Source organism: Streptomyces sp. NPDC005728 (assembly GCF_040630895.1).
Classification (GTDB): Bacteria; Actinomycetota; Actinomycetes; order Streptomycetales; family Streptomycetaceae; genus Streptomyces.
Genome location: NZ_JBEXYL010000160.1, coordinates 1 through 12,645, shown reverse-complemented (window position 1 = coordinate 12,645; position 12,645 = coordinate 1). Strand labels below are relative to the sequence as shown.

At 69.7% G+C, this 12,645-nt stretch carries 12 protein-coding genes and 1 pseudogene; 8 read left to right on the top strand and 5 right to left on the bottom strand.

What is annotated here, in order from left to right:
• Both ABZ471_RS45020 and ABZ471_RS45015 read right to left on the bottom strand, forming a co-directional pair.
• Positions 1-809 (bottom strand): annotated as a pseudogene (locus ABZ471_RS45020) (hypothetical protein); the annotation flags it as partial.
• A 322-nt stretch (positions 810-1,131) separates the two neighbouring features.
• Positions 1,132-1,488 (bottom strand): hypothetical protein, encoded by a 357-nt coding sequence (locus ABZ471_RS45015; protein ID WP_359074959.1) that lies wholly within the window; start codon positions 1,486-1,488, stop codon positions 1,132-1,134.
• Between the two features lie 77 nt (positions 1,489-1,565).
• Between ABZ471_RS45015 and ABZ471_RS45010 the strand changes: the two genes are divergently transcribed.
• The 3 genes from ABZ471_RS45010 to ABZ471_RS45000 all read left to right on the top strand — a co-directional run bounded on the left by ABZ471_RS45010 (position 1,566) and on the right by ABZ471_RS45000 (position 3,709).
• Positions 1,566-3,011 carry a hypothetical protein gene (locus ABZ471_RS45010; RefSeq protein ID WP_359074958.1) on the top strand — a complete coding sequence of 482 codons (1,446 nt, stop codon included), beginning with the start codon at positions 1,566-1,568 and terminating at the stop codon, positions 3,009-3,011.
• Between the two features lie 81 nt (positions 3,012-3,092).
• Complete coding sequence (locus ABZ471_RS45005; RefSeq protein WP_359074957.1) at positions 3,093-3,332, top strand: hypothetical protein; 240 nt, start codon at positions 3,093-3,095, stop codon at positions 3,330-3,332.
• Positions 3,332-3,709 carry a fic family toxin-antitoxin system, toxin component gene (locus ABZ471_RS45000; protein ID WP_359074960.1) on the top strand — a complete coding sequence of 126 codons (378 nt, stop codon included), beginning with the start codon at positions 3,332-3,334 and terminating at the stop codon, positions 3,707-3,709. Before ABZ471_RS45005 ends, ABZ471_RS45000 begins: the two co-directional genes overlap by 1 nt.
• A gap of 106 nt (positions 3,710-3,815) precedes the next feature.
• Here the strand turns inward: ABZ471_RS45000 and ABZ471_RS44995 are convergent, their stop codons facing one another.
• Entirely contained in the window at positions 3,816-3,983 is a 168-nt protein-coding gene (locus tag ABZ471_RS44995) for a hypothetical protein (RefSeq protein WP_359074956.1), read from the bottom strand.
• A gap of 324 nt (positions 3,984-4,307) precedes the next feature.
• Between ABZ471_RS44995 and ABZ471_RS44990 the strand changes: the two genes are divergently transcribed.
• On the top strand, positions 4,308-6,212 hold the full coding sequence (locus tag ABZ471_RS44990) for a cellulase family glycosylhydrolase (protein WP_359074955.1): 1,905 nt from the start codon (positions 4,308-4,310) through the stop codon (positions 6,210-6,212).
• A 22-nt stretch (positions 6,213-6,234) separates the two neighbouring features.
• Here ABZ471_RS44990 and ABZ471_RS44985 read toward each other — a convergent pair whose 3' ends face one another.
• On the bottom strand, positions 6,235-7,257 hold the full coding sequence (locus tag ABZ471_RS44985; protein ID WP_359074954.1) for a Rieske 2Fe-2S domain-containing protein: 1,023 nt from the start codon (positions 7,255-7,257) through the stop codon (positions 6,235-6,237).
• A 189-nt stretch (positions 7,258-7,446) separates the two neighbouring features.
• Between ABZ471_RS44985 and ABZ471_RS44980 the strand changes: the two genes are divergently transcribed.
• From ABZ471_RS44980 to ABZ471_RS44965, 4 genes are all read left to right on the top strand, one after another.
• Positions 7,447-8,985: an NAD(P)/FAD-dependent oxidoreductase gene (locus ABZ471_RS44980; RefSeq protein ID WP_359074953.1), complete on the top strand. Its 1,539-nt coding sequence runs from the start codon at positions 7,447-7,449 to the stop codon at positions 8,983-8,985.
• 214 nt (positions 8,986-9,199) lie between these two features.
• Positions 9,200-10,258: an alpha/beta hydrolase gene (locus ABZ471_RS44975; RefSeq protein WP_359074952.1), complete on the top strand. Its 1,059-nt coding sequence runs from the start codon at positions 9,200-9,202 to the stop codon at positions 10,256-10,258.
• Positions 10,259-10,367: 109 nt separating this feature from the next.
• Positions 10,368-10,919, top strand: coding sequence for a CGNR zinc finger domain-containing protein (locus tag ABZ471_RS44970; RefSeq protein ID WP_359074951.1), 552 nt, complete (start codon positions 10,368-10,370; stop codon positions 10,917-10,919).
• Complete coding sequence (locus ABZ471_RS44965) at positions 10,916-11,161, top strand: Smr/MutS family protein (RefSeq protein WP_359074950.1); 246 nt, start codon at positions 10,916-10,918, stop codon at positions 11,159-11,161. The genes ABZ471_RS44970 and ABZ471_RS44965 overlap by 4 nt, the downstream gene beginning before the upstream one ends.
• A 22-nt stretch (positions 11,162-11,183) precedes the next feature.
• Here ABZ471_RS44965 and ABZ471_RS44960 read toward each other — a convergent pair whose 3' ends face one another.
• Positions 11,184-12,452 (bottom strand): Tat pathway signal protein, encoded by a 1,269-nt coding sequence (locus ABZ471_RS44960; protein ID WP_359074949.1) that lies wholly within the window; start codon positions 12,450-12,452, stop codon positions 11,184-11,186.
• Between the last annotated feature and the right edge of the window lie 193 nt (positions 12,453-12,645).

Here is a 12,645-nt window from a genome sequence, read left to right as displayed (position 1 = left end):
GGCGTGTCCAGTCCGGGGCGTATCTCGGCACTGTAGTGGGCCGTCGGCAGGGCGCAGGCGTGAGCGACCGCGGCGGGCAGTCCCTGGACGCAGACGGTCGCCCGGGCCAGATCCACCGCGGCCTGCTGGGGCTGCCTGCGCCTGACACGGGTGGCGGCGCGGGTGATGAGGGCGGTGGCGGTCGCCTCGAGGAAGAAGCGGCAGTGGTGCCCGATGAGCCACCGCTCGGCCCACACACAGTCCGGAAATGCACCACTGGCGTGAGGCGGTGGCGCCGGAGGCTGGATGTCCGCCTCGGCGCCGCTGACGCCCGCGGCGTCGGCCCAGTACTCCAGCGCCTGGCGCAGGGCGGCCAGTTCGGCCGCCACGTCATGGGCGGCGAGCGGAGCGTGACCGATGTCGCCGGCGGCACGCGCCAGGACTCCCAGGCCTTCCACCAGCGTCTGACGCGCGGTGAGGGGCAGCGTGCGGGTCCGGAAGTAGGGCTGGCTGGGAGTGCCGGCAGGCGCGGCGGACGCTTCGATCGGGGCCATGCCCTCGGCCAGTCCCTCCCGCAGCCGCTCCGCCAGGCCCGCGACGGTGGCGAGCGAGTGGACCAGCGCCGGATGCCCACTCCACGGGTCCGCGGCCGCCAGGACCCTGGCCAGTTGCCCATGGAGCGCCGCGGCAGCCGCCGCGCGAGGCGGCGTCACGGAAAGCGCCATGGCCGGCACGAGCGTGGGCAGCGCGACGACGGGGATTCTCCCCGGCTCGCCGAGCGGCCTACGCGCACCGGCAGACCGTTCGAGCGAACGGTGGAGGTCTCTCATGACGTCCTCCCGGAGCGCGGCACGCCTTCACCTCAGTAGCGCACCCCGGGTCGGCACCGGGTATCCCACGACGGCCATTGGAGTGAACGACTCCGGAGGAGGGCTGTGCGGTGAACGTCTCGCTCGAGGCGGTGAGGAGGTACTGGCCCTACGACCTCGAAGCGGAAGTCGGCGGCGACGCCGGGCACGACGGTCCGGTACCGGATCCGCATCAGGTAGCGGTTGGCGACGTAGGCGCGGGTGCCGGACCCTCCGCCGCCCATGGCGACGGCCGCAGGATCCGGTGTCCGGACAAACTTGACACACCATCAATTTCGCTCGATCAATGCCACTTCGCCAGCAGATCGAGATCGGGGTTCATTGCGTTGACGGTGATTGTGATCACGACGTTGATCACTGGTTTCCGATTGTTCTCCTCCGGTAAATTTTCGGCATGCCCCACCCGGTCGGCCGACCACCGACAGCGGGTGGCGCCCAGGGGGTAGGTGTCCAACACCCAGGCGCCGTCTCGGCCTTGTGCGGTCGAGGCGATGTCCGGCGTTCCCGGCCTCTCCTCCGCGGCGCACCCATGATGACCACGTCCGCGATCGACCAAGACGCCGCCTTCGCCATCAACGAGGATTTCCTCGTCGCTGAATCCCGTTCTCGCCGGCTCAGGGAATCTTTCGCGCACAACCATTCGCCAAGCGGCCTTTCTCGGGAAAATCCCGGGCCGACTTTGCTGCGTACTGCCATGTCAAGGACTAGAGCGTCTTCATGAATTTCCACATCACCACCCTCCGGCGCCGGATTCCCGCGTGGCTGGTCCCTGTGCCATGGACCCTGGCCCTTGGCCTGTGGGGGCTCTCCCGGCATCAGAGTGTGTGGCGGGACGAAGCCGCAACCTGGATGGTGGCCCTGCGGCCCGTCCCGGACATCTGGCATGTGCTGGGGAACATCGATGCCGTGCACGGGCTCTATTACCTGCTGATGCACGGGCTTTTCGCATGCTTCGGGCCGAGCACCACGACACTGCGGCTGCCCTCCGTACTGGCCATGGCCGTGGCGGCGGCCTGTGTGGCGGCCATCGGCCACCGGCTGGCAGGGGTCTGGGCGGGCGTGGGAGGAGGGCTGGCGTTCGGGTTGCTGCCGTCTGTGCAGTTCCATCTCCAGGAAGGCCGCCCGTACGCGCTGATCGCGGCAGGGGCGGGGATCTCGACATTGCTGCTGGTGACCGTGCTCGAGGGACGCGACCGAGCGGGGCGCTGGGCCGCGTACGGTGGCACGGTCCTGCTATGTGCCCTGCTGAACTGGCTGTCGCTGCTGATCCTGCCGGCGCACATGGCGACGCTGGTCTGGACAAAGGCCCGGCGCGGCGTATGGACGCGCTGGGCGGCGGCCGCGACGGCCGCGGTCGCCGGCGCGCTGCCGCTGATCCTGTTCAGCCGGAGGCAGTCCGGCCAGGTGGACTGGATCCCTCCGCTGACATGGCAGATGCTGATCGGTCCGGCGGCCCTGCTGGCGATCGGCGGTCTGGGCGCGCTGCTGGACCGGCCACGGGCGGGTCGGCTGTCGGCGGCCGCCGTCGGGCTGCCGCTGCTGGCGGTGCCGCAGCTCGGCCTCATCGGTATCTCCCTGATCCAGCCTCTGTTCCTGGACCGCTACGTTCTGTACAGCATGCTGGGTCTGGCCCTGCTGATCGGCGCGGCACTTGGTGCGGCGGTACGGTCGGCCGCGCCACGGTTCCCGAGAGCGTCTCCGTGGCTCGTCCCGGTGGTACTCGTGGTGGCGGTGGCGGCGTTGTTGCCGCAGTCGTTGGCCAAGCGGTCCCCGGCCAGTCGCGTGGACGACGTCCTGGCGGTGGCCAGAGACGTGCGGCAGTTGAAGAGATCCGGCGACGCGGTGCTCTTCATACCGGCGGATCGGCGCGACACCGCGCTGGTTTCCCCCGACGACTTCGCCGGCCTGAGGGACATCTCTCTGGCGGAGAGCCCTGTGGAGTCCGGGACGTTGAAGGGCGAGGAGGCCGGTCCGAACCGGATACGGACCGCCGTGTCGGCACAACAGCGCATACTGGTCGTCACTGATGCGCGTGGGGCGAGCCTGTCGGTGTTGACGGACCGGGACAGGGCAAAGACCGCCGCGCTGGAAAGACACTTCACTGTGGTGGCGGACGAGCAGGTCCGCGGCCGACGGGTCACGGTGTACGAGCGACGCCGGTAGGCCCCGCCCGCAGCCGGGGGGGAGACAGCAGAGATCCGGGACGCTCCCAAACGATCTGGTAACAGCTGTTACCATCGAAGGGTGGCGAAGACGCAGCTGGGCGCGCGCGTGGATGACGACATCAAGGCATTGGCCGAGAGCCGGGCCAGGGACCGGGGCCAGAGCCTCGGCGACTACATCGCCGGCCTCGTACGGGAGGACGCCGAAGGGCTGAGGCAGCGAGGTCTGGACGCCGCGCGGCGCTTCCTCGATGAGCATCAGGATGTGTTCGACGAGGCAGAAGAGGCAGATCGCCGTCCTCCGCAGGCGCACGCCGCGTGATGGAGCTCTACATCGACGTCCCCTGGATCCTGCAGGTTGCCGAACTCGCAGGCGCCGGGGACCCCGCCCCCGACGACTACGGGGTGCCCGTGGCAGCGGTCGCCGGCCACAAGGCCGAGCTGCTGGAGACGCCCGTCTACGACGGCCCCTACAGCCGTGCCGCCGCGCTCGTGCACATCCTCGGCCGCTGCCGCTGGCTGGAGCGCTCCAACATGGCGGTGGCCGCGGCGACGGGCGTGATGTACCTGGAGGCCTCCGGCATCCCGGTCAAACCCACCCGGGACGACGCTGTCGCTCTGCGCGATCTGCTCCGGGATCCTGGCTGCACCGGCAAACGCATCGCCGACTTGCTGCGAGGCTGGCCGAAGGCCACCTGAACCTCACATCCCGGATACTTCACCGGGGACTCCGGCCGCCGCCATCGTGCCGGCCAGCCGCACCTCCCCCATTTCCTCGATCACGTGGACGCCTTGGTCATGGACTTCAGGCGTCCTGCGGCCGCTCGCCCTCCGCCTGGGACGGCTCGGTCCTGGGAACGTCCGGGTGCTGCTCCACGCCCGCCCGCTCTGCCGGCTCGTCGCGCTCGCCCTCGGCCTGAGAGGGAGTATGCGAGTACAGATAGTCGTCGTAGTCCGAGGCTCCGGTTTTCATGACGGGCCCCCTTTGCTCGCTCACCTTCCATAGTCCTCCAGGACCCCCAGCGGGGCCAGGGCAGCCAGGCCGCCGGTTCACAGGTACCCGGACCACAGGCCGCACGGTCGATGAGGGAATTGATTGCACGGGGTATCAGTGATTTCGCCGGGGTATCGGTGATTTCACCAAGGAAAGGAAGGAGAATATCCGGGACCGATCGAAACGATTTCGGGATCTCGCTGGACCTTCTCGGCCCCACCGGGCACCGTACAGCCTCGGAGACCCACTGCCTCTGCCTCTGATCCGGGCGGCGGCTCCCCCCGACCACCGAGGGCTGTCCACATGTCGATTGCATCAGCTGTCCTGCGTCTGGCGGCAACGGCCGCGGGCCTCCTGCTCGTGGCCGCGCAGACGGCAACAGCGTCCGCCGCCCCCACGCCCCGCTCCCCCGCAGCGGTGCCGGCATCGGCCGCCTGGTCTGCGCCCCTGTCGACCCAAGGCCGCTACATCGTCGACAGCCAGGGCAACCGTTTCCGGCTGAAGGCGGCCAACTGGGACGGCGCACAAGGGTCCTGGACGGGCAGCGGCAGCATCACCGACCCCGCCAACCACCACGCCGGCCAAAACTCCTACGGCATACCGCTCGGCCTCGACCGCGTACCCCTGGACGGGCTTCTCGCCGACTTCCACGAGCTGGGGATCAACACCATCCGGCTGCCATTCTCCAACGAGATGATCCACAGTACGACGCCGGTCCCCGACGCCGCTGTGGGGGCCAACCCCGGGCTGCGGGGCAAGACGCCCTTGCAGATCTACGACGCCGTCGTCGACGCGCTCAGCCAGAGCGGATTCGCCGTCATCCTCAACAACCACACCAACACGTCGCGATGGTGCTGCGGGGTCGACGGCAACGAGCGGTGGAACAGCGGACAGTCCACACAGCAGTGGGCGGACGACTGGGTCTTCATGGCCCGGCGTTACGCCACCGTCCCCCGCGTGGTCGGCGCCGACCTGTACAACGAGGTACGACGCGACGTACTCGACGACCCCAACTGGGGCCTGGGCGACAACCACGACTGGTACTCCGCGGCGCAACTCGCCGGCGACCGCATTCTCACCGAGGCCAACCCCCGTCTCCTCATCGTCGTCGAGGGCATCAACTGGACCGGCGTACCCGTCGACGGGCTCCCCCACGGCCGGCCGGTACTCACCCCTGCCCGCACCCTCTCGCACACCCTTGTCGACGCGCACAAACTGGTCTACTCGGCCCACTTCTACGGCTACACCGGCCCCCACCACAGCGGCGCCACCGGCATCGGCGAGACCCACGATCCCCGCTACCAGGACCTGACCCGTGAGCAGTTGGCCGCCGCGCTCGACGACGAGGCGTTCTTCGTCGAGGAGGCCGGCCGGCACTACACCGCTCCCGTCTGGGTCAGCGAGTTCGGCATCGGGAGCAGCGAGTCGAACACGGCAGCCCGCACCTGGTTCGGCAACGTCACCGACTACTTCGCCGACCACGACGCCGACTTCGCGTACTGGCCGCTGGTCGGCTTCGAGGGCCACGACGACTGGGCGCTGCTGCGCTACGACAGCGCAGGGCACCGCACCGGTGTCCTCGACTCCGGCGACTGGCGCAGTGCTGCCTGGCAGCACCTGATGTCCGCGCCGAGCACGGCCGGTCCCGTAGCGGCCGTTCCCGTCTGGCGGATGCTCAGCACCGACCACGGGGACGCCGTGGAGTCCCTGCGGGTGCGGGCCACGGGAGACTGGGATCCGGGGGCGTACAAGGCCGCCTGCCCGGACGGGTTGCGGCTGATCGCCCTGAGCCACACCGCCGGTCGCGGCCTGTGCACCGACGGCGGTGCGGGCGAGCTGCGAACCGCGGAAGCGGGTCAGACGGCCGTCGTGGACGAGCGCTACGTCCCCTCGGGCGGCGACTGGGCGTCCGGGTACACCAAGCTGCAGTGCCCGCCGGGCGGCTTCCTGATCGGCTACAGCCTGCGCGGAGAACGTGTGTCGGCGGCACTGTGCGCGCCGGGTCGCACCGCGCTGTCGGGAACCGGACGCACCGTGTGGTTCGACCGGTCCGACAACCGTCCCGTCGGTGCGGCGGGCGGCGACTTCGCCTCCGGCGCCTACAAGGGTCAGTGCGCGGTGAACGAGTACGCCGCCGGGATCGCCCTCACCACCCGGTTCGGCAGCCGCCCGGGGCCCGACGCCCTGTTGTGCCGCACGTTGCCCTGACGGTGCGCCGGCGTCGCGTCCCTCAGGCTGACGGGTAGAACTGGTGGGCCCAGTGGCGGAAGAGTCCGATGGCCTCGTCGCTTGCGGCGAGGCGGGGGCGCGGCTCGTAGCGTTTGGTGTTCCAGATCCTCAGGTCCTGGCGGATCTTTCCGACCGCGGTCCGCAGTATCGCGCGGGCGAAGGCTCGGTGCAGGCCACGCCGTGGGAGCGGCGCTGCGGCGGCGTCCGGTCCGCGGAGGTCCGCACAGGCCGTCGCGACCAGCATGCGGGTGCGCCGGGGCCCGGTCGGTGTGTGCATGGCCCACAGGTAGCTGACGAGGCCGAGCGAGGGCAGCGGCAGCTCGACTCGGAGGTACCCCAGCCCCGCCATGAGGAACGCGTGGTCGGCCTGAACCCTCTGTTTGAGGGCGGCGGGCCGGTCGGGGCCGAGACGCAGCCGCATGCGCAGGTGGGGGCCCTGGGTCGTCGGCGGGTCGAGTTCCTGCACGGCCACGTGGTGCAGGACGGGCAGATGCCGGTAGTCGAGGGTGTTCTCGATGATTTCCTGGGCGTAGGTGTGCACCTCCGTGGTCCAGGCAGCCGTCGGCACGACTCCGGTGTGGGCGGTGTCCGGGAGGTCCCAACTGGGCGGGGCGCCCTCCGGTTCGTACCAGGCGAAGACGAAGCCGTTGCGCTCGCTGATGGTGTGGTGCTGCAGGCGGGCGCGGGGTGGCCGCCCTTCGGGCGTGCCGACGCAACTGCCGTCCGGGGCGAAGGCGAACCGGTGGAACGGGCACACCAGGTTCTGGCCCTGTACGGTGCCGCCCGCCCCGAGATGAGCACCGAGGTGCGGACAGTAGGGCCGCACCCCGCGGGGCCGGCCGTCGCTGGTGCGGTAAAGGACGACGTCCTCGTCCATGAAGCGGCGGGTCAGGACGGAGCCAGGGGCGAGTTCGCGTGAGCGCGCCAGACAGAACCAGCCACTGGGGTACGGCAGATGCCGCCCCGGCTCGTCGTCGGCGGCGTGCGGAGCACGAGACCTGGGCAGTGCGTCCCTCATCGTCATGACCGGCAGCGAAACACAGGAAAAGCTACGGAAGATCACCCGCCCAGCAAGATCACTCGTACGAGGTATCCGATGGTCATATCGCCATCGGATACCACGCACGACCCTAGGCTCGGTTGCTCTGAGTGATTGGTTGGGGGCGGTCCGGCAGCGCGGCCGGGATGCTCACGAGGCAGGCAGGGGGCACCCGTGACAGGGGCACGTACCGACAGTGGCCGTCAGGACGTGGAAGTCGTCGTCATCGGGGCCGGGCTCTCCGGCGTGGCCGCCGTGATCGCATTGCGTCGGGCCGGGATCGAGGACGTCGCGGTGCTGGAGAAGTCCGGTCGCCTCGGCGGGACTTGGCGCGACAACACCTACCCCGGTTGCGGATGCGACGTTCCTTCGCTGCTGTACGAGTACTCGTTCGCCTCCCACTCCTGGAGCCGGGGCTTCGCCGACCGGTCCGAGATCCTCGACTACTTGGAGACCACCGCGGCAACACACGGTGCGGACAAGGCGATCCGCTACGACACCGAGGTGCTGAGCAGCCGCTGGGACCCGGCCGCGCACCGCTGGAACCTCGAGACCACGTCGGGTGCGTACACGGCACGGGCCGTGATCGTCGCCACCGGCCCCTGGCATCGCCCCCGCCATCCCGACATCCCGGGCCTCGGCACCTTCCCCGGCACCGTCTTCCACTCCGCCCGCTGGGACCACGAAGCCGACCTGACGGGACGTCGCGTCGCAGTGGTGGGCACCGGAGCGTCCGCCGTCCAGTTCCTGCCCGAGATCCAGCCGAAGGCGGCTCACGTGGACGTCTTCCAGAGCACGCCGCAGTGGGTGCTCCCGAAACCCGACTACGCCCTCTCTCCGGGCCTCCACCGCTTCTTCGGACGCCACCCGGCAGCACGCCGTGCACTGCGCGGACTGCACCACTGGACCCAGGAGGCCATCGGCGTACCCCTGCGCCACCCGCGCCTGCTGAAGCCCCTGGAGGCCCTGGCCCGCCTCCATCTGCGGACCTCAGTACGGGACCGCGCCCTGCGCCAGGCGCTCACTCCACACCACCGCTTCGGCGGCCGTCGTCTGATCACCTCCGGGACCTACTACCCCGCTCTCACCCGGCCCAACGTACAACTGCACCCCACCCGCGTGACGGCCGTTGAGGGTTCCGAGGTCATCGGTGCCGACGGCACGCGGACCCGTGCCGACGTCATCGTCCTCGCCACCGGCTACCACATCGGCGACATCCCGCTGGCCCACCGCCTCCACGGCGCCAAAGGCACCACGCTTGCCCGGACCTGGGCCGACAACCGCCGCGCCTACCTGGGCACCAGCGTCAGCGGATACCCCAACCTCTTCCTGCTCATCGGTCCGAACCTGCTCACCGGCACCACCGCCGTACCCACCGTCCTCGAAGCCCAACTCCGTTACGTCACCGACGCCCTCACCCATCTGCGCACCAGCGGCTACGTCGCGCTGGACGTCAAGCCCGAGGCCGAGGCAGCCCACCAGCGGGCTCTCCACAAGGCGTTGCGCACCACCGTCTACAACTCCACCGGCCGCACGGGTTACTACTTCGGCCTCCCGGGCGTGAACACCTTCTGCTGGCCCTGGTCCACAGCCCGACTCGTCAAGCGGCTGCACGCCTTCCCCCCGGAGGCCTACACGTGGACGCTGCCGCTGCCGGCGCAGGCACGCGCCGAGCGGGACGTTCTGCCGACCTGCCGGCCGGCCCGCCACTAAAGGTTCACGCGCCGGCAAGGTCCCGCGTCTCGGGGCCCGGCACGTTACGCACTTCTCCCGAGCGGTCGCGAGAAGGCCCCCGACTCGATTGCCGATCCATTCGTCACCGGTTTGACCGGTGACGCCACTTCGTGCGACAGTCGACACATGCGCACACCTCGCCGAGCGGGCACCGCGCACAGGTCTGCACCGGGAAACGTGTGGAGGGCTTCAGGTGATCAAGAGACGTACCTTCGGCAAGGCACTGAGTGTGGGCACGGGCGCCGCCGCGGCATCGGCGGCAGGTCTCCAGGGCCTGCCGACCGCCTCGGCCGCCACCGGGGACGGACCCAGGACGACGACGCCCACTGCCGCCTCGGGTACGCATACGTCGTTCGGCCCGCTGAAGCAGGTCAGGGCCGGTCTGCTGGACATCGGCTACGCCGAAGCGGGGCCCGCCCACGGCCCCGTGGTCATCTGCCTGCACGGCTGGCCGTACGACATCCACAGCTACGTGGACGTGGCTCCCCTGCTGGCGGCGGAGGGCTACCGGGTGATCGTCCCCTACCTCCGGGGCCACGGCACGACGCGCTTCCTGTCCTCACGGACGTTCCGGAACGGCCAGCAGTCGACCATCGCGCTCGACATCATCGCCCTGATGGATGCTCTGAAGATCGAGAAGGCCGTGCTCGCCGGCTTCGACTGGGGGTCACGGACCGCCGACATCATCGCGGCACTCCGGCCCGGGCGCTGCAAGGCCCTGGTGTCGGTGAGCGGCTACCTCATCACCAACCTCGAGGCCAACCTCCAGCCACTGGCACCCAAGGCCGAATACGCCTGGTGGTACCAGTACTACTTCGCCACCGACCGGGGCCGCCGCGCCATGGAGGACAAGGCCAAGCGTCACGACCTGACCAGGCTCGTCTGGGACACCGTCTCCCCGACGTGGGACTTCGACGACGCCACGTTCGAGCGCACGGCCGCGGCCTTCGAGAATCCCGACCACGCCGACATCGTCATCCACAACTACCGGTGGCGGCTGAGCCTTGCCGACGGCGAGCGCCGCTACGACGGCTTCGAGAAGCAGCTCGCCGCCCGGCCGGTCATCGAGGTACCGACCATCACCCTCGACCCCGAGCTCGACCCCTTCACGGCTCCGGGCAACGGGTCCGCGTACCGGGACAGGTTCACGGGCGCATACGAGCACCGCACCCTGGCGGGTATCGGCCACAACCTGCCGCAGGAGGCACCCACGGCCTTCGCGCAGGCCGTCATCGATGTGGACCATTTCTGACACCACCGAATGCATCACCTGCTCGAAGGGCGACCAAGACTGGCGAAAAGTCCGCAAACGTCGCCATGCGTAGCTTGCGGCGGAAATCGTCACCTGTCAGGATGGTGATGTGAACCTCGAGCACGTCTTTGTCTGCGGAAACCCCGCCCTCGACTTCGCCGCGACCCTGCGCGCACGCCGCACCGTGGGCTTCGAGATGTTCCTGTCCCCCGAGCGCCTGGACGCCTGGTACGTGGAGTCCGGCACCGTGGACGCCATCTCCCCCAGCCAGGACGGCGACGTCGAGCAGGCCATCGCCGTGCGCGAGGCCCTGTACCGCCTCGTCACGGCACGCCGCCTCGGCGAGGCGTACGACGAAGAAGCCCTGGCCACAGTCAACCGGGCCGCCCGGAAGTCCCCCGCGACGCCCCAGCTCACCGCGACCGGGCGATGGACGGTCGCGACACCGGAAGCGGCCCTGTCCAGCGTCGCCCGGCAGGCGGTGGAACTGCTGAGCGGCCCCGACGTACCGCTGCTCAAGGAGTGCGGCAATCCCGAGTGCACCCGCACGTACATCGACCGCTCCCGTGGCATGCGCCGCCAGTGGTGCGGCATGGAATCATGCGGCAACAAGATCAAGGCAGCCGCCTACCGCGCCCGCAAACGAGGAGGCTCCGCATGATGTCGCTCGATCTCCATCCGATCTTCCGCAACAACCGCGACATCGAACTGGCGCTGCGTCAGTTCGTCTTCAAAGCGAACAACTCGGGCGAGTCGGTTGCGGAGATCATTCCGGGCAAGGGGTCAGGACAGCTCAAGGCTCGCGTCCTCGCGTTCCTCGACCAGAAGCACATCAGGAAGCTGTACGTCCGCCGGGAGGTCGACTCCGGCAACACCGGCCGCATCCTCGTCTACTTCAAGTGAGCCACGTGTCGGGCCGTGCGGGTCACTCCACGAACTCCATGTCCGGGTACCGGGGAGAGGGACCGTCCAGCAAGTGGCCGTGCCGACCGCGCAACCAGTGGTCGAAGAACCCCGAGACATAGGCCTCGTTGGTGCGGACCGCCGTGGCCGGATCGATCGTGCCGATGTCCTGCGTCCGTGTCGCCGGCGGCAGGTCCAGCTGCGGGAGCAGGGCCTCCGCGTCCGTGAACGAGGCGTGCTCGGCACCCCGCAGCCTGAGCTGACGGTTCCAGCCGGGCGTGTGGGCCCGGAACGCTGCCCAGCCGGGGCCGGTGTCCGTGGGGCCGTCCTTGCCCATCAGCAGGAACGGCCGAGCGAGCCCGTGCTCGGCGACGGGCATCGGTGTGCCGTCGAAGGTGGTCAGGTTGCCGTCCATGTCGATGCCGGCGGTGATGCGCGGGTCCGTGTCCATGGCCGTGGCCGTGGCGGTGCCGCCCAGCGAGTGGCCGAACATGCCGACCCTGGACAGGTCGAGGGCGCCGGCGAGACCGCGGGGCAGTGGCCGGCCGTCCACGTCGGGATTCCGTCCGGCGTTCAGCACGCCCAGCTGGTCCAGGACGAAGCTGGTGTCGGCGTTCCGGACGGTGAGGGCCTTTCTGAGGAAGGCATCGGGATCGGACGGGGTCACCAAGGTGGCCAACGAGCCGTCGGGGAACTCCACTTCCGGGGACTCGTAGGTGTTGTCGATCGTCACCACCACATAGCCTCGGCTGGCGAGGTCCGCCACCAGGGTGGTGCCCCAGGTCCGGGGCTCGCCCAGTCCCGGGGAGTAGAGCAGCACCGGCCGCTTTCTGCCACGGTCGGCGACGCAAGCAGCCTGTGAGGCATGCGTGACCGTGGCCGCCCAGTCGGCCTGCCCGACCGGCAGGCCCATCCCCAGGTATTCGTTCGCGGTCACCGTGTCGAAGTGGGCTGCCGCCCTCGGCAGCATGTAGGGCACGGCCGGGCGGCCGGCTGCCTGCCTCGCGGGGTAGTACACGCTGACCATCAGCTCGCGGTCGCCCTTGCCCGCTTGCCAGGGGTCGCGGCGTGAGGTGTCGGCGAGATGCAGGGCCACCTCGCCGACCTGGAACCTGCCCGTGGGGACAGGCAGCCGCAGCCGGGCCGGATGCACGGACGTCGCTCTCTGTGGTGCTGCCTGAGCCGGAAGAACCGCGATCAGGGAGCTGAAGACCAGGACCGCGCAGACGGCCACGGCACGCAGGCCGTCATACCGGTGGACTCGGCGCCTGGTCGGCTGTGCCTTCGTCATACCGCCCATCGTGCAGGCTCAACTCCCGCCTGCGCATCGGGGAGATCCCCCATACGAACCCTGCCGGGATCCTCGTGTCACCGGCGCGTCAGGGCCACGTCAGCGGCTCCTGCCACTGTTGTGCATGTGAACGGCACGGGAAACCGGAGGCCGGGAACAGGGAGAGGTGCCCGGAGTGGTTGATCGGGGACCA

Bases quoted from the DNA above. Each gene is read 5' to 3' on its own strand.
- ABZ471_RS45015 (WP_359074959.1), bottom strand. From the start codon at position 1,488: ATGGTTGTGCGCGAAAGATTCCCTGAGCCGGCGAGAACGGGATTCAGC.
- ABZ471_RS45010 (WP_359074958.1), top strand. From the start codon at position 1,566: ATGAATTTCCACATCACCACCCTCCGGCGCCGGATTCCCGCGTGGCTG.
- ABZ471_RS45000 (WP_359074960.1), top strand. From the start codon at position 3,332: ATGGAGCTCTACATCGACGTCCCCTGGATCCTGCAGGTTGCCGAACTC.
- ABZ471_RS44995 (WP_359074956.1), bottom strand. From the start codon at position 3,983: ATGAAAACCGGAGCCTCGGACTACGACGACTATCTGTACTCGCATACT.
- ABZ471_RS44990 (WP_359074955.1), top strand. From the start codon at position 4,308: ATGTCGATTGCATCAGCTGTCCTGCGTCTGGCGGCAACGGCCGCGGGC.
- ABZ471_RS44985 (WP_359074954.1), bottom strand. From the start codon at position 7,257: ATGACGATGAGGGACGCACTGCCCAGGTCTCGTGCTCCGCACGCCGCC.
- ABZ471_RS44965 (WP_359074950.1), top strand. From the start codon at position 10,916: ATGATGTCGCTCGATCTCCATCCGATCTTCCGCAACAACCGCGACATC.
- ABZ471_RS44960 (WP_359074949.1), bottom strand. From the start codon at position 12,452: ATGACGAAGGCACAGCCGACCAGGCGCCGAGTCCACCGGTATGACGGC.